This window comes from Rhodococcoides fascians A44A, assembly GCF_000760735.1.
Taxonomy (GTDB): Bacteria; Actinomycetota; Actinomycetes; order Mycobacteriales; family Mycobacteriaceae; genus Rhodococcoides; species Rhodococcoides fascians_E.
On sequence record NZ_JMEX01000007.1, the window covers coordinates 186,537 to 203,403 of the forward strand.

A 16,867-nucleotide genomic window follows, 5' to 3' on the forward strand; every position below is an offset into this window, starting at 1 on the left:
GAGTGTCGTGGCGTAGGACTGGTGGCTTTGTGGACGAGCCCCGTCAGATTAAACGGGTCCCCGTTTCGATCTCTGAAGAGACGGGGTGATGGTAATAGCTTCAGAAAGTCTCTTCCTTGAGCTGGACGCGCGAAATAGGAGAAGATCATCTTCGGGTTCAACGCTGCCTATTTCATCCACAAGTACAAATTTCGTTGCTATTTCAGGGTGGTCCTGGGATCGGCCGCATTAGCGAGTTCCCATTATCGTCCGTTCCGTCGGACGGCTCCAAGTCTTCGGGTGCAGCACCGCCCCAGGGCATGTCGAGGTCTTCGTTCATGTTCACAGCCTGAACAAGGTAGCCGTCGCCAGACGCTTCGAGGATCGTAACGAGGTCGCCACGGCCAATCTTCAGATGAGCGAGGTTGTCAGTGACAACGCGAGCCAGTTCGAAATCTTCAAATCTTCCGTTCTTCATTACTTTACCCATCCGGTGAAAGGGGTTGTCAGCTTTATTGTTCCGTCCTTCAACAGTATCCAGCCAGTCTCGATCATTGCGCTCTTGCCCGCCGCACTGTTCTGGCCGACGAGCTCGATGGGGATACTCAGCCGCTGCCCATGTTGGTCGATCGTTCCGAGTTCGAACTTTCCTGCAAGGAATGCCTCGTTCGCTTTGGCGATGTAGTGCTCCATGAGCTGGTCAGCGTCTGCTTTCGTGTAGCCGAATGACGCGAAGATTTCAGACTTGCCCTTGGATTTGGACGGATCGAGTACGTACTCGGAGAACTTACGCACATCCGCCTTCGCGACGTCGTGTGGGTTGATCTTGGTTGCCCCGACCCGTACGAGCAACGCCTTCATCGAGGCCAGAGCTTTGACCGCAACCTGGCCGACCCTGCTGGCTTCGAGTGCAGTGGTGACTATCTTCACCGCGGCGCGGAGCTTCGAAATCACAGAGGCGACACGAGCCGCAACCACAGCGATTCGAGCCGAGATACCCGCCGCCGATGCGCCGAGCGACAGTCCGCCCAACCACGAAAGTGCGGCTCCGGCAGCCGCCATCGCCGCCGTCTCTATGACGAGATCCTTCAACATCTCTATGATCTCGTGATGCGCGTCGTCCAGGTGCTGGGCGTAGTCGTCGCACGCACGCGCTGTCGCGGCAAACGAGTCGGCGACATCGACACTGTTCTGACGAAGCGTCGAGCACTCCGATACGGCGGCATCGACCTCTGGAGTCCGCTGGGCCTGCACCAGAGAGATTGCTGCGTCGATCAAGGGTGGTGTTTGCCGAATGCCGGATTCCGCACTTCGCCACGCGACTGCCGCTGACCGAAGCTGGTCTTGGTGGCCGTTGGGCCAGGCGTAACCGACGATTCCGGAGATCAGATCCCATCCCCATGGTTCGTCTGTATCTCCGCCCGCGGCAGAGGGCAAACCTGAGCTGTTCTCCGGGATATCGTCCTCGACCGGCGGAGCAGGTGGGAAGTCGGTCATGACGAACCCCGGCGCGGAACACTGGTCGGCCTCGGCGTAATTCGCACCCGTGGCGTGCAGAAGTTCTGCGATCTGTCGAGCTGCAATGGTCGTGCACAGCCCCGCTGACAGTGCGTCCGCGGCAATCGCGTCGTACGTCGTCGCCCAGTCGGTGCCGACGTTGTCAGAGCCGGCCATGCCTCCGAACCCCATAAGTGCGTTGCTCAAGGTCGAGACATGCTGTGCACCGGCATGATTGGCATCCGCGAGCTTTACAGACGCTTCTGCGAATTCATGTGGCAGGCAGTCGATAGACATGGCTCAGAGGCCCCACATTCGCGCATTCGCACTCACGGCCGCTTCCAGATTGCTGTGTGCGGCTTCGAGTCGGCTGCGAAGGCTATCCAATGCGCTCCGCATAGCACGCGCTCCACTGGCCCACTCGGCGTGAGCATCGGACTGGGCGGTGGACGCTACCCCTTGCCAGGTAGTTCTCAGCGTGTCCATCCGATCATCTAGCACCCGCAGTCGATCCTCGACGAAATCAGAGTCCTTCTGCATCTGATCCACGATCGATCGAAGCGCTTCCAGATCTGCGGTCAGACGCCTGGCCATCAGAGTGCCAGAAATCCGGTAGCCCCGGTCTTCGCCGATTCGAGCGCTCCCGAGTTGTGGGAATCTTGCTGAGAGTAAGAGTGTACGGCTGCGAGCAGATGCTCGCGTGTCTGAGCTATGCCGTCGAGCACGGAGCTGACCCCGTGTCGCCACTGCTCCCAATCTGGTACGAATGCGCTTGCAGCGACGCCCGCCCATTGGCCGTCGACAAGTTGGTTCACCGACACGGTCAGCGACGTCAACCGCCCCGCGATATCGTCTGCGATGGTGCGCGCGAAACGTTCGGTATCGATGATGTCGTCGATGTCCACTTCAAGTTCAGACATAGTGCTCGCCCCCCGGCTTTGCTAATCTCCGCTGCAGCCTAGCAAGGGAGGGTCCATGGCGACAGAAGATGCGGCAGCGATCGCGGCGATAGAAGCGAACAGTTTTCGACTCGGCGATGAACTCGCTCAGGTCAACGGTGAGTACACATCGGTGTCCGGCATCAGCGTGACAGTTGACGCGGGAGGCAGAATCACGCACTTTCAACTCTCGGACTCTCTCAGTGCGGTGGCGCCATCACGCCTCGCTCCGATGATTCTGGAGGCAACTAAGCGCGCCAGGCAGGACGCTGGTCAGCGAACCGCAGCGATCTTGTCCGAATTCAAATCGGATCCGACGTTCGCGAAGGCGGTCGCGATGATCGAAAACGTAACCTTGGGCAACGGTTACGGTGGTGATGCTCGAGCAGATACCATCCACCAGTCGGAGCATCCATGGATGGAACGTCCTTGATTCACAGGTAAGCAACAGAGATTCCGATTGTAGGCGAGACGATCGAGTCGATCGAGTTCGGGTTTTCGCTCGTCCTACGGACCATCAAAGGTTACGAGATTCGGATGAAGTCGGCTTTTCAGGTGATCGAGTCCGGTCTTGAACGCTTCGAAGGCGTACCTCATGAATCGCTTTCGAACAATCCTGTTCTTGGCCTACTCGTGGGTCGAAAGGTCCGCGACGCACAAGCATCGGACGCAGGTGGTGGTTTGAGAATTGCCTTCAGCGATGGTGCGCGCCTCGAGGTTCCGGCCGACCCCGATTACGAGGCTTGGACCATCGCAGGCCCTGGTGGTTTCACAGTCGTGAGTGTGGCTGGCGGAGGACTCGCCAGCTGGGACTGAGTCCTTCGACGAGGTTGCTCGGTCGTCTCACAACGACTGAACCCAGTACGCCCATCGCGGGTCCGACATTTTTATCCTCGCCCGCGCCAGCTTCCACGACCCGTATTTGTGGTAGTCGAAGTCCCAGGCCCCGCTCAACTTGTGGTTCACACACCCCCACAGACCCCATTTCACGTCCGCTAGGAAGCTGCACACCTGCACCCGCGAGATCATGGACCACTCCGCTTTACCGAAGAACTCCTCGATCAACTCCATGACCTGCTGCTCGCCATAGAACATCTCGGTGACCAACACAGCCAGCTCGTAGGCCCGATCGTTGTTCGACGCGAACTCATAGTCCACCAGTTTCATCGGTAACCCGTCACCGATGAGAATGTTGCCCGGCATCGGGTCGTTATGGCACGCAACCAGATCCAAGCCTGACGCTAACATCGCTTTCTTCACCTGCCGGTACTCGGTCAGGATCACCTCCGCATCACGCGGCAGCCGCACACCCAATTCGGCAACCTGTTCGAGGTGCTCGTCGATCATGTCGAAGATCGTCTTCGTGACGCTCAGCTTGCTGCCCGAATGCAGCGTCCGATACACATCGATCATCCCCAGCGGAATCTCCGGACGCTTCAGATCACCGTTCGTGCACGCCCGATAGCCCTCCAAGAACTCGATCACCTCGACACCGGTGATCGGATCGAACAGCACCACCTCCGGCCCGATACCCAACGCACCGGCGCGACGCGCTGCTTCGTTTGCCAGAGACCTGTCGATGAACGAGTCGGTGCCAGCACCGGGAAGCTTCATGAAGTAGCGCTTGGGTTGGCCTTCGACGGTGATGCGCCAGTTGCTGTTCATCAACCCACCGGTCACGGGGGAGTAGGTGATGTTCAGACCCTCCCATTCGGTGACGGCAGCGAGGGCCTTCTCGACCTGACGCTCGGGTTCGGTGCGGGCAGATCCGACAGCTATATCGTTCATGGTCACCTCAGATGTTCCGTACTCGGTCGTCGAAATGCGGGTCACGCAAACCAGCGCGCGCCCGAAGGAACTGCCAATCGGAGAACTTCGAATACTCGTGCGTCCCGGGCTTGACTGCATCGCAATACAATCCGATCAGCGCCCAGCGCAGCGAGTCCGCGATGCCATAGATCCGAGCCCGATCGAACAGCGCACTGTCGAACGAACCCCACGCCATCTCGAAGACCTCGCGTGCATCCGAGTCGAACGGCCGGATCTCGGCCAACAGCGCACCGATGTCTTGCAGCGGGTCCATAACCGCCGCGACATCCCAGTCGACGAGGCGCATGGTGCCGTCGTCGAGCATCAGAACGTTGGAGACGTTGCCGTCACCGTGGCAGGGGACCGCGTCGAAACCGGCGGATTCGATACGTTCCTGCGCCGGGGCAAGGGTGCGCAGCATCCAGTCGAAGTCGGCTGGCAATGCACCGCCGACTCTCGCGATCAAGCCGCGCACGACAGCGAGGTCGTCGAACGCCGATGCCCGGCGCGTCACCCCGGTCAACCCGTGCACCGACTTCCGGAGCGCCACCAGCTTCTCGACGTTCGCGTCCTCGTCGAACAGATCCAGGGTGGCGGTCGACGAGACACCGGTGAAGTCCTCCATTACCAACACGCCGGAGTCGGCGTCGGAAATGAAGGTCCTCGGGCCGATCCCGGCATTCCCAGCAGCGGTAGCGGAAGCGAACGTCGCTGCGAAGTCGACGTAGTCATGTGCCTGCGTCTCCATGATTTTGACGAACGCGGCCGAGCCCACGGCGTCGTCGGCGATATCGGCTCGTCCGGAGTAGCGCTCGGAATCTGCGCCCCACCAACTCGGGCTCGCCATGGTGGGTCCTGCGTCCAACACGACGTCACCGGTGGTCCAGACGCCGATGTCGCTTAATAGGTTTCGTACAGTCATCAGGCTGCTCCGATCTTGTCTGCCGCCACGTCGACCGGCCAGTCCATGGCGATCTCACGCTGAGTTTCGAGCCATTTCGTCAGTCTGAGGACGGCCTGGTCCGCGAAGCGTGGTCCGACGACCTGGATGCCGATGGGCATGCCCGAGTTGGTACCGAACGGTGTGCTGAAGCCGAAGCACAATGCCGAGGCGGGTTGCGCGGTCTGGTTGAACCACGCAGTGAAGCTGCAGTGCCCCAACGGTTGCAGGGGATCGAGGCCGACCACCTCGGCGCCGAACCCAACCGTCGGGATCACCGGACTGATCACGAAGTCGAACTCACTCGTCTTCGCCCGCACGAACTCTTGCGACCGCATCACCGAGTCGGTGTCGCGCGAGAAGTCCGTTGCCGAATAGCGCGCTGCGCCGTAGGCCCATTCCGCCACGGCGGGGAGGACCTCGAACCGACGCGCCTCCGGAATGGACTCCCACTCCGTCCGCGCACGCACCTGGAACAGGCGATCGAGCGCCGGATAGGGATCGTAGGTGAACACCGGCGGCATCTCGGTGACAACCGCTCCGGCAGCACTCAGCTGCGCGGCAGCATTCCGGACCACAGCAGCGACGGGGTCGCTGACGCTGTGGCCGTAGCCCATGTCGAGCATGACGCCGATCTTGAGCCCCGCAGGCGACAGCGGCGCATGAATGTCGGTTGTGTCCTCGGACGGCAGGCTCCACGTGTCCCGCGGGTCCGCCCAGGAGATGACGCGGTACAGATCGATCAGATCATCGACGCTGCGGGCCATCGGGCCGGCCGACCGCATCGTCGACGGCGCCACATGCGGGATGCGTCCCTGCGTCGGCTTGAGCGCCACCAGTCCGCAGTGCCCGGCAGGAAGCCGCACCGATCCGGCGATATCCGAACCGACGGAACCGAAACCGATGCCCGACGCCAGAGACGCTCCCGCACCTGAGCTGGACCCACCGGTATTGCGGCTCAGGTCCCATGGGTTGCGCGTGATCCCGTACAGCGAACTGACGCCGGCGGCCATCATGCCCATATCGGGCATCGTGGTTTTGCCGACGATGACAGCCCCCGCCTCCTTGAGACGCGCAGCCGGGGGAGCGTCCGTCGTCGACATCTTCAGGTCGGCATTGGCGGCAACACCGTGACGCCACGGCATCCCGATCGCATGCACCGAATCCTTGATCGTCACCGGAATGCCGTCGAGACCACCGAGAGACTGCCCGGCCCGAAGACGATCGGTCGCCGCCTCCGCCGCAGCGCGCGCACCCGATTCGTCCACGTACGCGATCGCATTGATCACCGGATTGGTGACCTCGATGTGCTCGAGCGTCGCGTCGAGCACATCGAGGGGCGTGGTGTCGCCGGACGCGAACGCGTCGCGAATCTCGGCGACGGACTTGGTGAGAAGCGGATTCATCGAAGGCCTTTCGAACCGAGCGCGTCGACTCGCGAGCTGCCGGCGATCGCAGCAGTCGTAGCGGGCAAGTCGATCATGTGCGCCTTCTTCCTAGGACGAAGTGTGGATGCTGCTGGCGAGTTCTGCAGGATGAGCTGCGCCGATATCGCCCCGGACCATGCGCGCGACGGTTTCGGTCAGCATCTTCACGCCGGCGAGCAGGTCCTCGTCGCGCGTCAGTTCTTTCTCGCTGTGCGAGATGCCGTCGACGCTGGGGACGAAGAGCATGACCGTCGGGACGATGTCCTTGAGGTTGACCGAGTCGTGCCCGGCCATCGTGAGCATCCGGCGATACGACAGTCCCAGGTCCTTCGCCGCCTCCTCGGCGAGTTCGACGCCCTCGAGCTGGTAAGTCGTCGACGGCCGTGACGACGAGGTGTCGATGCTGACGTTGACCTCGACCTCGTCGGCGATGGCAGCGAGCAGCATTTCGTGAGCCTGTTCGAGCACACCCGGATCCGAGGACCGGAGGTCGACGGCCATCGTGACCTTCGACGGCACGACGATGGGGGAGTTGGGTTCCACGTCGAACTGCCCGACCGACGCGAGCAGCAGTCCGTCGTCGAACTTTCTCGTGAGTTCTCGGGCGGCGAGAACGACCCGAGATGCGCCGACCAATGCGTCGTGACGCAGAGCCATATGCGTTGCGCCGGTATGCGACTGCTCGCCGTGCACGGTGATCGAGTACTTGCGCGCTGCCCAGTTGGCGGTCACGACGCCTATCGTCGTGCCCTCTTGTTCGAGGATCGGGCCTTGCTCGATGTGGATCTCGGCATAGGAGACGGCTTCGGGTGCCGAGTCGTTGCCGTGGAACCCGATATCGGACAGAGCATCTCGCACGCTGACTCCGGTACGGTCGGTGAGCTTCAGGATGTCGTCGGCGTCGAACTTGCCGATGAAGACTCCGCTTCCCATGAGGGAAGGGGAGAAGCGGGAGCCTTCCTCATTGAACCAATTGACCGCGGCGAGGTTGAACTGCGGCGTCAACGAACCACGTTCGACATGTTCTTTCAGATGGTGCACGGCGTGGGCAGCAGCGAGGACACCGTAGGCGCCGTCGTACTTCCCGGCCGTCGGCTGGCTGTCGAGATGCGAGCCGACCAGAACGTAGGGAGCACCGGCTACGAATTCGGCGCTGCCGTACATGTTTCCGATGGCGTCGACGGTGGTGGTGAGGCCGTGCCGGTCGAACCAGTCGGCGAGGAACCGCCTGGTTCGACCGTCGTCCGCGGTCGCTGCCTCCCGGTCGACGCCGCCAGCTGCAGTGGCGCCGAACGAGGACATCGTCGCAAAATCGTCGAGAAAACCCATTAGATCTTTTCCGGAGCAGGGGTGGCGGCCATCTCGTCGATCTGGGCCTCGAAGGACAGATCTGCGGGAGCGGTGCGGGTGGGACGCTTGCCGACCTCGAACATGGCGTCGACGCGGGCCTTCTCCTCGGCCGTGGTGCCGGTGACCTTGGAGACGATGAGGAAGACCGCCAGGTTGACGGCCATGCCGATGACGCCGCCGGTGAGGCTGCCGAGGCCGACGATGTCGTCGGGGAAGATCGCGGTGAGCACGAGGGCGACGGTGAAGCCGGAGACCATGCCGGCGACCGCGCCCTTGCCGTTGCCGCCGCGCCAGAAGACACCGAGGAACAGAGGGATGGCGAGCTGCACGACGCCCTGGTACGAGATCTGGGCGAGGAGCTGCAGACGCGTCATGTTGAACGTGGCGTAGGCGACGACGGCTGCAGCGGCCATGAAGCCGAGCATGCTGATCTTCGCGACCTTGGTCAGCTGGCTGTCGGTGAGCTTGCGCTTGTCGGAGTTGACGAGGTCGTTGGCGATCTGCAGGCCGCAGACCTGGACGCTTCCGTCGATGTGGCCCATGGATGCGGCGAACACCATGGTGGCGGCGAGTCCGAGCAGCCACGTTCCGCCGTAGCTTTCCGCGATGGTGAACCAGCCGGTCTGGGGCGATGCGACGACGTCGGGCATGACCGTGCTGGCGATACCGACGAGCATGAGCAGCGAGTAGAAGACGCCGGAGATCAGGACGGTTCGGATGGTGCCGGACTTGACGGCCCGCACGCTCGACGCGGTGTAGATGCGCTGGAAACTCGTCGGCCAGCAGAGTGATCCGACCACACCGGTGAAGATGAGGGCGAAGAGGTAAAACGGGCCGTAGGCATCGCCGTCGCCGGGGACCTTGAGGTACTCGTCGGCGACATCTCCGAGGGTGGAGAAGCTGATGGGGCCGCCGGCGACACCGGAGAGCAGGATCAGGCAAAGCGCTGCGGAGAAGACGTACGCGACGATCCCCTGGAACATGTCGGTCATGATCAGGCCGCGCATGCCCATCTTGACGGTCCAGAACTGACGGATGACGATGACGGCGAGTCCGACGAACAGGCACGTGGTGACGGACCATGCTCCGGCGCTGGCGACCTGGAAGACCTCGCCGAGTGCCTGCATGCCGAGGACGACCCACGGAAACAGCGAGACGATGCCGATGACGCTGGCGACGATCTTGGTGCCGCGCGAGTTGAAGCGAAGGCCGAGCAGGTCGGGCTGTGAGCGGAGGTTGTACTTCGCTCCCCAACGCCAGGCGCGGGTGGCCATGAAGTACATCATCGCGACGCCGAGGCTGGAGTACGCGAGGCCGTAGAGGCCGAACACGCCTGCGCCGCTAGCGAGTCCGAAGAACGCGATGAACACCGATCCGGGCCACCACGAGTTGACGTAGCTCATCGCGACGTACCAGGGGCCGTAGGAGCGGCCGCCGACGGAGTACTCGTCGAACGTGGGGCTCGTCTTCTGCTGTGTGGTGTAGAGGATGAAGATGACGATGGCGTAGAAGACCGCCAGCATTCCCAGCATGATCAACATGTCATTCTCCAGTGAGGGGTGCGGTAGCGGGGAGGAGGTCCTCATCGAGTTCGCCGCGGATGTCCTCGACGATGTAGAGGCCCCAGAGGGTCAGGCCGAGAACGACTCCGTTGATCAGCCAGTACATGATGGCGAACGGAATGCCGAGGATCTCGAAGCGAATGCCGCTGCCCCACATGTAGAGCGGTGGGAACAGCGCGAAGAGCAGAGCGAGAGCGTAGATGCTGCCGAAGAACGTCATGATGCTCTTCCGGCTCAGGCCGCGAATGTACTCTTTCATGTGCGTCATCCTTGGTTGACTATTTTGAGAACCGAGTCGTGCACGGCGCCGTTGGAGGCGATGCCGTTGCCGCCGTTGAAGTCTCGCGCTCCGTCGAGCGAGGTGAACATGCCGCCGGCCTCTTCGATGATGACCGGCATGGGGGCGAGATCGTATGCCTGCGTGGTGTGGTCGACGATCGCTTCGGCTTGGCCGCTCGCGACCATCATGTAGCCGTAGGCATCTCCCCAGGTTCTGATGACGGCGCCTGCGGACTGGAGGTCGACGATGGAGTCCGGGTGCCAGTCCTCGAGCCAGGTCGCCATGACGTACGCGCCGTCGAGTTCCGTTTTGTCCGAAACGCGAACTTGCTTGCCGTTTTTCCAGCATCCCTTGCCGCGTTCGGCGTGCATCAGCACATCGGCGCTGGGCAGATTGATGACGCCTGCGACGATGGTGCCGTCTTCTTCGAGAGCGATCAGGTTGGCGTACAGCGGAACTCCGTGAACGAACGATTTGGTTCCGTCGATCGGGTCGACGATCCAGCGATACTGCGACGTTCCGGCGGTTTCACCGAACTCCTCGCCGAGGAAGCTGTCGTCCGGGTAGTGCTCGGTGACCTGGGCCCTGATGTACTGCTCGATCTGGCGATCTGCCTGCGTAACAGGGGAACCGTCCTGTTTCGACTCGACCGCGAGGGCCGACGTGTCGAACCAGCGGCGGGCGATCTCACCCGCCGAGCGGGCGAGCTCCACGCCGAGTGCGGCGCGGGCCGACCGGGAATCTTCCACAGTGGTGCACCTTTCGATGAGTGGATTTCTCTGACAGGGAGAACGATGGGCGTAGACCATTTCTGGTTTTGTTCGCGAAGTGTGAACTGCATGTAACGCGTGGCCGGGGTGGAATGACATAGGACACCAGCGGTGTTAATCGTGCGTAAATCAGCAGGTAGATGGTGGTTTGCAGGCGTCGGGATCATTTAGATTGCAATGACAACACGTCAGGAGGTGGACCAGTGCTGATGATGGAGCGCACCCATGCAGCCCTACTTCGGTTGGTGGAGGAGCTCGAGCAGCGCTCGGTACCTCGGCTGCCACCCGAACGCGAGCTGGCTGAGCGATTGGGTACCTCGCGGACGACTGTGCGCAAAGCCATGGACCTGCTCGAACGCGATGGCGTGATCCGTCGGATGAAAGGCCGCGCGGGTGGTGCGTACCTGACCGCAGTCTCGCCGGGTTCGCCCTCCCCCGAGAGCACGCTGTCAGTATGTCAAAGTCGGAGGCTGCTGCGGAGCCTCAACACCGTCAAAGGTGTGCCGCAGATGTTGCACGAGCAAGGTTTTCGCGACGGCACGAAGGTGATCTCTGCGCGGATGACGAGTCCTTCAGCGGATGCGGCGCGAGTCCTCGGTGATGGACCGGTTGTGTCGTTGCTGCGCTTGAGGTTTGCCGACGGTGACACGTTGTCGCTGGAGCAGATGTATCTCAGCGGAAGCATCTGCGGGCGGGTGCTGGAGACGCCGCTGAACTCCGTCTACGAAGCACTACGAACGTTGCTCGGAATATCGGTCTGCATGGCGGACGAGTCGATCGAGCTGGCGACCGTCACCGCGCCGGTCGGTGCGTTGCTCCGGCAACCGGAGGGCACACCGATCCTCAAGCTCGAACGCATCGGATACGACCAGCAGGAACGGCCCGTCGAATACTCGGTGGATCTGTTCCGGGCCGATCGGACGCGGTTGAACGTGCGGACCTCATCGTTCGTGGGGGCTTCGCCCATGTGAGTGGGTCTCAGAGACCTCGTCGAGTCGACCGCCCGCGCGGCAGTACGGCACAGGTCTCGGAACTTCGGTCGAGTGGACGGGCATCGTTTGCACTACATAGCGCCGCGCGATCAATCGAAATCGAACCGTGGTTCAGCCATCGCGTGTATTTCCACACACCCCCAGTCGCCTTCGGCGGTGTACACGTCTCCGTCATAAGACAGAGAATCGATGTTGCCCAAGTCGACGGCGCCGGCTGCGTCTGTGAATTGCTGGGGCGACCTAGTTACCCACCTCACTGCGGTTACCTGGTCGAACACAAGTCGGCCCAGGGCGTAGCAATACTGCTCGTCAGGCTTCGGCGGCTCGTAACGCGGACTTTCTGGAGTCAGCACCGCATCGAGCGAGAAAACAAATCTGTCCGGAACCTCCGACATCGAGAGTACGTAGCTGTCCTCTAGGTAAACGCCGGCCAGTCCTTGCAACAGCGAGTAGTCTTTCATGGCAGGTCCCATTCGATCGGGGTGTGGTTACCGGGGCTTCGACGCGTCACTTCATAGCTGAATAAGCTTCATGGGCGGCACACGCGGACGCTGCCAGCCCGCGTATGTCATCGACCAGGAGCTCAGCGGAATGGACCCACTCATGATGCGCGAGGTGGAATGCATCCGCTGCAGGACCGGACCACCACTCCGACAGAGAGGTCACCGATGCTTCGGCCGCGCGTGTGCGTTCCGCAATGAGAGAGGCGAAACCTTCAGTTCTGCTAGTCAACGTGCGAAGCGCGTCGAGATCCACCGAGTAGCTCTCGTCCATCACTAGTTGAGTTTCAAAATTTGGATCGACCCGGCATTCGCCGAGTCTGTTGACTCATACCCCGTGCTCGACGCTCCAAGTCCCTCGATCAAGATCTTCAAGCGGTCCGACACGACTCCGCCGTGGTTGCGCACTGCCATCAACTTGGAAAGGTAGTCGTTTGCGGCAGCCCCAGACCAAGACTCTCCGACAATCCCTTCGGCGTCAGTTGACATCCTGACGAGTATCTCGCGGAGTTCGTGCGCGATTGACGTGAGCGTGTCAACTGCGTGGGCGATGGCCTGCGTACTAGCGACGACAGCGTCAGGGTTGTCTGCGTAGACCATCAGCGCGTCCAATTCGATTGCGATTTGGAACCGTCGACGCATCCCCACAACCCGGCCAATACGGTACTCAAAGTAGACCCCCCAGTCTCGACTTGTGAGAAATCTACAGGATCGTGCGAGCGTCGGATCAATAAGATGGGTGTAGCACCATGTCGAACACGGAGCCGGCGAAATTCTCCGATCATTGGCCCCGGTTGCCCTGGGTGTGGCGCTTTACTCCGTCGCAGTGATCAGTCGCAGCAGTGCCCACCGACCTTCGGTGTCTCAGGTGCCAAATCGAGCATCGGATTACCGTCGAAGAAGCCTGTCGGTTTGAGGTGCAGACTCACGTGACTGACCGGCATGACCGGCCAATCTTCCGGTCGCACGACGTGATGGGCAGCAATCGTCGGCCAGATCACCAGATCCGCGCCCTCCAAAGACCGGTCCTGGGCGGTGTAGGCGACAAGCCCGTCGTGACCAGGGTTCTGGGCAACGTACTCGCCTGCTGCGTAGCGTTCCCGCTCCATGTACGGCGTTGCCCACATGTGCTTGGTCGCGAAGCCGCCACGACGTGCCTGCTGCGAACACGGCTGTGCCAGAGGCAAAGCCACCGCACCCGACGGCTCGATCTTGTATCCGATGTGTCCACCGAGCTTGTTCGTCCTGTCCGCGTTCGCAATCAACCACGTGCGGGCCTTCAGCGGATCCGCGACACGCTGCGCCTCCGACTCTCTGGTCAACTGACGCTTGGTCTGACGCCAGGCGTTGCCGTGCGGGTTCTCGGGTCCGACGGGGACAGCCTCGGCTTCGAGTTCGTACAGGTTGTTCCGCTCGCCGTCTACCTTCATGTCCAACCGCACGCTGAAGAAGTGCTGGTGATGCGGTCCGTACAGGCCTGGTGCGACGAGGGTGCCGAACTCGGGAATCTGCCCCGGCTCGATTGCGCCTGTGGAGATGATGCCGGTCAGCTTGATCTCGAACTCGATCGATCCGTCGAGGTAGAGGTGCCAGTAGAAGCCGTAGTCGTAGTTGCCGACCGTCGCGAAGAACGACACGACCAGACGACGGTTGCGACGGACCTGGCCACGGTTGTCGCGGAAGTCCGTGTGCTTCCAGCCGATGCTGTAGTCCTCCTCGTGCATGCAGATCGCGTTGGGGAGCTCGATCGGCTGCCCGTCCTGGTCGTTGACGTACGCGTCGAAGTAATGGATCTCGCCGAGGCAATCGCAGCCTAACTGAAGCGAATTGGCGAGAACGCCGAGTCCGTACTCACCCTCGTCGAAGACGTTCTTGTTCCACTGACTGTCCCCGGGATCGCCGTAGGGAACGTACATCTCGGACAGCGATGCCCGGTGGATGACTGGACGGACAGTGCCGCGATCGACGTAGTTGACGTCGTGCAGTACGAGTCCCTCACGTGGTGTGAAGCCCACGCGCAGCCGCCAATTGGCCCACTCGACGTAGTGGCCGTCGACGGTGAACGACGGTCCGTCGGGCTGAGTGATGTCGATCTTCTTCATCGGCGCACGCTGCTGCGCGAACTCAGGCACGTTGCCGGGGCGTTCGTAGAAGCCGGGTAGGTAGTTGCCGGAAGTCCGGGGGATGGGTACGACGCCGGTGTCGGCGACGTCGACGATTTCCATCGTGTCCATATCGACTGTCACGACCAGGTTTTCCACGGGGCGGGCGTACCCGTTCTCCTGGGCTTCGCTACGCACGAAGGTGAGAGGGCGGGCGAGGCGTCGACCGCCGGGATTGTCGTTCTCCGTCGTGTGACCGCTGGCCCACTTGTCGACCATGGCCAGGCTGAAGTCGGTCACGCCGCGCTTGATCATCGCCTCTTGCCAGCGCGGATCGGCCTTGATGACCTCCTCGCACTGCAGAAACTCTTCGAGCGTGATGGGTGGTTGAGCGTCTTCGATTTCGGTGTAGCTGACGACCGCATCCTCGGTGAGGGAAACGATCGCTTCGAAGGTGGCGTGGGCGTCGCGATCGCGCAGCACGATGAAGGCGCGCCGGTCAGTAGGGAGTTGCTTCAGTTGCATTTTCGACGGTTCGTTCAATTCGATGTAGACGAAGCGTGCAGAGGATGTGAGGTTCTGTTCGCGGATCACGATCGCCGACGCCTGCGAAATCTCCTGCGGACTAAGCGGTTCCAATGCGTGGGTGGTGACGGGCGCGAACGTATCGGTCATCGGAACTCCTGCAATGGGTAGGGTCGAAACTCAGGGGGAATGCTGCGGGTGCGAAAGAAGACGACAGCGGCCGCGAGGACCAGTTCGACGGCAGCGACAGCTGACGCTGTCGTCATGCTCGAACTCTGGCCAGCGGGGTGATGGTGTGCTGGGAACGACGAGTGCGCGAGGATCATGCCGGCGCTAGTGGCCGCGACCATCACCCATGCTCTGTTGCCTCCGGATCGAAGCAGATCCACAGCGCAGTAGGCACACACGAGGGCCATGGCCGTAACAAGCGCGCTGGAGACATCGGTGACGCCCATGGCCACGTGTAGAACGGCCGACACCAGGGCCAGAGCTGCGGCTATCCGGTTGATCCACACCCTCGTCCACTCCCATCCCGTCGTCTGTCCCGTCGACGGTAGGGGTAGACCATTACTGGTTTTTGAGCCTTCTGTGAGGGGTGTGTTACTTGGTGCGGGCGGCTCGGTAACGGTTCGACGCAGACCCGCGATGTGATGTGTGTCACGCCATGAAAGGACTGCAATGTCGAACCCGCAATACCCACCCGGCCCCAACCAGGGGGCCCAGAACTACGACCCGAACGCTTATCCTCAACAGCAGCCCGGATACGGGCAGCCGCAGCCGGGTTATCAGTATGGCTACGCGCCGCAGCAATCAGTCAATCCCGAGAAGAATGGCTTCGGTCTTGCGTCTCTGATTCTTGCGGTGGTCGGGTTGGTGTTCGGCATCATTCCGTTCACCGGCTTCATTTGCCTCATACTCGGGATCGTCGGACTCATACTCGGTCTTGCCGGAATGTCCAGGGTCCGAAAGAACAAGGCGACCAATAAGAAAACCGCCATCTCGGGTGTCGTCGTGTCTGTCCTCGCGATCGCACTCGGCATTTGGGGGATCACGATCGTGTTCGGAGCTGTCGACGATCTCGATTCCGATTTGGATTGCATCAGCAACGCTGAAACGTCCGCGGAAATCGAAGCCTGCTCTCAATAAGCTCGTGTCGGCAGCGGACCGTTGCGACTTCATTGGCCCGTGCTCACTTTTCAGGAGGTCGCCGTGCACGTACCGCGCCTGCTCGTTCTACTCTGCGTTGCCACGATCGCGTGCTTCGGTTGCTCATCGAACGATCCGGAGGATCCCGGAACCTCGACCACGTCCGTGACCAATCCTGCAATGTCGCCGTCGGCTTCCATGACGGTCGCGCCTCCACCTGCGGTCATCCTCGAGGCCCCTCGCGAACCCGAGCCCGTCCTCGAACCTGCGCCGGTGACGTTCGAGTGTGGTGATTCCTTGCTCTATCAGTCCGGCACGGCGTTGTATTCGAATGGAACAACCGGCTACGAGTCGGAGTGCGACACCTTCGTAGCGCCTGAACCGGAGTTGCGGTACTGCGATTATGGCGGAACGGCTGTGTATACGGACGGTTCCTACATCGTGAACGACCCCGCCTGCATCGACACCGTGCCCCCTGCCGCCAGTGGATATCCGTACAACGAAGCCGAGGACCGCAATGGTGATGGCGTCGTCAACGGGTACGAACGTTGTGGACTGATGTGCGGAGAAGAGCCCACCAGTGGAGACATCCAGACCCAGTACGGGTGTGAACAGGGCTACATCACCGGCCCTCAGTGCGAGTGATGCACAGGGGTGTCCAGCAGATTCCGCGCTAAGGTCCAGGCGGGTCGGTGACTTGTCAGTCCTTCACCACAGGATGATCTCGATTTACGGCGCGCCGAGACCGTACGTAAAGGAGCCTGTTGTCCAGTTCATCGTGGAGTAATACTGAACCCGCTCAGGTTCCGTCGCCGTTATCCTCAGTCGCAGCAAAGCATTCGAACACCGTCGTGTTCGCAGTGAGGTCGTCGGTCGAACCGCCGCTCACAGGCGAACAGGACACCGAAATGATCGGTCCGTCGACGATGCCCTTCTGGACGTGGTCCTCGGCCATTTTCTTGACACTGCCTCCGACCTCATTACCGAAATCGACCTCGAGAGGCGCTCCGCGTCGTCTGACTTCTTTTGGGCCGCTGCAGCGGCCGCGAT

Annotated in this window: 21 protein-coding genes; 5 read left to right on the top strand and 16 right to left on the bottom strand. The window is 61.5% G+C overall.

Features of this window, described 5'->3' with window-relative positions; genetic code table 11:
* Positions 1-202: 202 nt before the first annotated feature.
* The 4 genes from BH95_RS11190 to BH95_RS11205 form a co-directional block, all read right to left on the bottom strand.
* A complete protein-coding gene (locus BH95_RS11190; protein WP_037182176.1) occupies positions 203-457 on the bottom strand; it encodes a hypothetical protein in 255 nt (84 codons plus the stop codon).
* Positions 457-1,653: a DUF6883 domain-containing protein gene (locus BH95_RS11195; protein WP_157773065.1), complete on the bottom strand. Its 1,197-nt coding sequence runs from the start codon at positions 1,651-1,653 to the stop codon at positions 457-459. The genes BH95_RS11190 and BH95_RS11195 overlap by 1 nt, the downstream gene beginning before the upstream one ends.
* Before the next feature lie 123 nt (positions 1,654-1,776).
* Positions 1,777-2,070 (bottom strand): WXG100 family type VII secretion target, encoded by a 294-nt coding sequence (locus BH95_RS29980; RefSeq protein WP_052060024.1) that lies wholly within the window; start codon positions 2,068-2,070, stop codon positions 1,777-1,779.
* Entirely contained in the window at positions 2,070-2,396 is a 327-nt protein-coding gene (locus BH95_RS11205) for a WXG100 family type VII secretion target (protein WP_080737997.1), read from the bottom strand. The genes BH95_RS29980 and BH95_RS11205 overlap by 1 nt, the downstream gene beginning before the upstream one ends.
* A 55-nt stretch (positions 2,397-2,451) precedes the next feature.
* Between BH95_RS11205 and BH95_RS11210 the strand changes: the two genes are divergently transcribed.
* Positions 2,452-2,847 (top strand): YbaB/EbfC family nucleoid-associated protein, encoded by a 396-nt coding sequence (locus BH95_RS11210; protein ID WP_037182180.1) that lies wholly within the window; start codon positions 2,452-2,454, stop codon positions 2,845-2,847.
* Between the two features lie 26 nt (positions 2,848-2,873).
* Positions 2,874-3,230 (top strand): DUF6188 family protein, encoded by a 357-nt coding sequence (locus tag BH95_RS11215; RefSeq protein WP_279615044.1) that lies wholly within the window; start codon positions 2,874-2,876, stop codon positions 3,228-3,230.
* A 27-nt stretch (positions 3,231-3,257) separates the two neighbouring features.
* Here the strand turns inward: BH95_RS11215 and BH95_RS11220 are convergent, their stop codons facing one another.
* The 7 genes from BH95_RS11220 to BH95_RS11250 all read right to left on the bottom strand — a co-directional run bounded on the left by BH95_RS11220 (position 3,258) and on the right by BH95_RS11250 (position 10,531).
* Positions 3,258-4,202, bottom strand: coding sequence for a choline/ethanolamine kinase family protein (locus tag BH95_RS11220; RefSeq protein WP_037182383.1), 945 nt, complete (start codon positions 4,200-4,202; stop codon positions 3,258-3,260).
* A 7-nt stretch (positions 4,203-4,209) separates the two neighbouring features.
* Positions 4,210-5,145: a phosphotransferase gene (locus tag BH95_RS11225; RefSeq protein ID WP_052060027.1), complete on the bottom strand. Its 936-nt coding sequence runs from the start codon at positions 5,143-5,145 to the stop codon at positions 4,210-4,212.
* Positions 5,145-6,569 carry an amidase gene (locus BH95_RS11230; protein ID WP_037182181.1) on the bottom strand — a complete coding sequence of 475 codons (1,425 nt, stop codon included), beginning with the start codon at positions 6,567-6,569 and terminating at the stop codon, positions 5,145-5,147. The genes BH95_RS11225 and BH95_RS11230 overlap by 1 nt, the downstream gene beginning before the upstream one ends.
* Before the next feature lie 90 nt (positions 6,570-6,659).
* Complete coding sequence (locus BH95_RS11235; RefSeq protein WP_037182182.1) at positions 6,660-7,919, bottom strand: M20 family metallo-hydrolase; 1,260 nt, start codon at positions 7,917-7,919, stop codon at positions 6,660-6,662.
* On the bottom strand, positions 7,919-9,481 hold the full coding sequence (locus BH95_RS11240; protein ID WP_037182183.1) for a sodium:solute symporter family protein: 1,563 nt from the start codon (positions 9,479-9,481) through the stop codon (positions 7,919-7,921). Before BH95_RS11240 ends, BH95_RS11235 begins: the two co-directional genes overlap by 1 nt.
* 1 nt (position 9,482) lies before the next feature.
* Entirely contained in the window at positions 9,483-9,761 is a 279-nt protein-coding gene (locus BH95_RS11245; protein WP_052060045.1) for a hypothetical protein, read from the bottom strand.
* Positions 9,762-9,766: 5 nt separating this feature from the next.
* Entirely contained in the window at positions 9,767-10,531 is a 765-nt protein-coding gene (locus tag BH95_RS11250; protein WP_037182184.1) for an inositol monophosphatase family protein, read from the bottom strand.
* A gap of 230 nt (positions 10,532-10,761) precedes the next feature.
* Here BH95_RS11250 and BH95_RS11255 point away from each other — a divergent pair, with 230 nt between their 5' ends.
* Entirely contained in the window at positions 10,762-11,523 is a 762-nt protein-coding gene (locus BH95_RS11255; protein WP_167336904.1) for a GntR family transcriptional regulator, read from the top strand.
* A 110-nt stretch (positions 11,524-11,633) separates the two neighbouring features.
* Here BH95_RS11255 and BH95_RS11260 read toward each other — a convergent pair whose 3' ends face one another.
* The 5 genes from BH95_RS11260 to BH95_RS11280 form a co-directional block, all read right to left on the bottom strand.
* Entirely contained in the window at positions 11,634-12,005 is a 372-nt protein-coding gene (locus BH95_RS11260) for a hypothetical protein (RefSeq protein ID WP_037182185.1), read from the bottom strand.
* Between the two features lie 46 nt (positions 12,006-12,051).
* The gene (locus BH95_RS29985; protein ID WP_037182186.1) at positions 12,052-12,318 is read right to left on the bottom strand and encodes a WXG100 family type VII secretion target; all 267 of its coding nucleotides are present in this window, start codon (positions 12,316-12,318) and stop codon (positions 12,052-12,054) included.
* 2 nt (positions 12,319-12,320) lie between these two features.
* On the bottom strand, positions 12,321-12,686 hold the full coding sequence (locus BH95_RS29990) for a WXG100 family type VII secretion target (protein WP_371828316.1): 366 nt from the start codon (positions 12,684-12,686) through the stop codon (positions 12,321-12,323).
* Positions 12,687-12,874: 188 nt separating this feature from the next.
* Positions 12,875-14,821 (bottom strand): primary-amine oxidase, encoded by a 1,947-nt coding sequence (locus tag BH95_RS11275; RefSeq protein WP_037182195.1) that lies wholly within the window; start codon positions 14,819-14,821, stop codon positions 12,875-12,877.
* Positions 14,818-15,186, bottom strand: coding sequence for a hypothetical protein (locus BH95_RS11280; protein WP_052060029.1), 369 nt, complete (start codon positions 15,184-15,186; stop codon positions 14,818-14,820). Before BH95_RS11280 ends, BH95_RS11275 begins: the two co-directional genes overlap by 4 nt.
* 163 nt (positions 15,187-15,349) lie before the next feature.
* Between BH95_RS11280 and BH95_RS11285 the strand changes: the two genes are divergently transcribed.
* Both BH95_RS11285 and BH95_RS11290 read left to right on the top strand, forming a co-directional pair.
* Positions 15,350-15,817, top strand: coding sequence for a DUF4190 domain-containing protein (locus BH95_RS11285; protein WP_157773067.1), 468 nt, complete (start codon positions 15,350-15,352; stop codon positions 15,815-15,817).
* Positions 15,818-15,880: 63 nt separating this feature from the next.
* Positions 15,881-16,462 (top strand): hypothetical protein, encoded by a 582-nt coding sequence (locus BH95_RS11290; protein WP_244164932.1) that lies wholly within the window; start codon positions 15,881-15,883, stop codon positions 16,460-16,462.
* Positions 16,463-16,867: the final 405 nt, after the last annotated feature.

Coding starts and splice junctions, on each gene's coding strand:
- BH95_RS11190 (WP_037182176.1), bottom strand. CDS start 457: ATGAAGAACGGAAGATTTGAAGATTTCGAACTGGCTCGCGTTGTCACT.
- BH95_RS11195 (WP_157773065.1), bottom strand. CDS start 1,653: ATGGCCGGCTCTGACAACGTCGGCACCGACTGGGCGACGACGTACGAC.
- BH95_RS29980 (WP_052060024.1), bottom strand. CDS start 2,070: ATGGCCAGGCGTCTGACCGCAGATCTGGAAGCGCTTCGATCGATCGTG.
- BH95_RS11205 (WP_080737997.1), bottom strand. CDS start 2,396: ATGTCTGAACTTGAAGTGGACATCGACGACATCATCGATACCGAACGT.
- BH95_RS11210 (WP_037182180.1), top strand. CDS start 2,452: ATGGCGACAGAAGATGCGGCAGCGATCGCGGCGATAGAAGCGAACAGT.
- BH95_RS11220 (WP_037182383.1), bottom strand. CDS start 4,202: ATGAACGATATAGCTGTCGGATCTGCCCGCACCGAACCCGAGCGTCAG.
- BH95_RS11225 (WP_052060027.1), bottom strand. CDS start 5,145: ATGACTGTACGAAACCTATTAAGCGACATCGGCGTCTGGACCACCGGT.
- BH95_RS11230 (WP_037182181.1), bottom strand. CDS start 6,569: ATGAATCCGCTTCTCACCAAGTCCGTCGCCGAGATTCGCGACGCGTTC.
- BH95_RS11235 (WP_037182182.1), bottom strand. CDS start 7,919: ATGGGTTTTCTCGACGATTTTGCGACGATGTCCTCGTTCGGCGCCACT.
- BH95_RS11240 (WP_037182183.1), bottom strand. CDS start 9,481: ATGTTGATCATGCTGGGAATGCTGGCGGTCTTCTACGCCATCGTCATC.
- BH95_RS11245 (WP_052060045.1), bottom strand. CDS start 9,761: ATGAAAGAGTACATTCGCGGCCTGAGCCGGAAGAGCATCATGACGTTC.
- BH95_RS11255 (WP_167336904.1), top strand. CDS start 10,762: ATGATGGAGCGCACCCATGCAGCCCTACTTCGGTTGGTGGAGGAGCTC.
- BH95_RS11260 (WP_037182185.1), bottom strand. CDS start 12,005: ATGAAAGACTACTCGCTGTTGCAAGGACTGGCCGGCGTTTACCTAGAG.
- BH95_RS29985 (WP_037182186.1), bottom strand. CDS start 12,318: ATGGACGAGAGCTACTCGGTGGATCTCGACGCGCTTCGCACGTTGACT.
- BH95_RS29990 (WP_371828316.1), bottom strand. CDS start 12,686: ATGCGTCGACGGTTCCAAATCGCAATCGAATTGGACGCGCTGATGGTC.
- BH95_RS11275 (WP_037182195.1), bottom strand. CDS start 14,821: ATGACCGATACGTTCGCGCCCGTCACCACCCACGCATTGGAACCGCTT.
- BH95_RS11285 (WP_157773067.1), top strand. CDS start 15,350: ATGTCGAACCCGCAATACCCACCCGGCCCCAACCAGGGGGCCCAGAAC.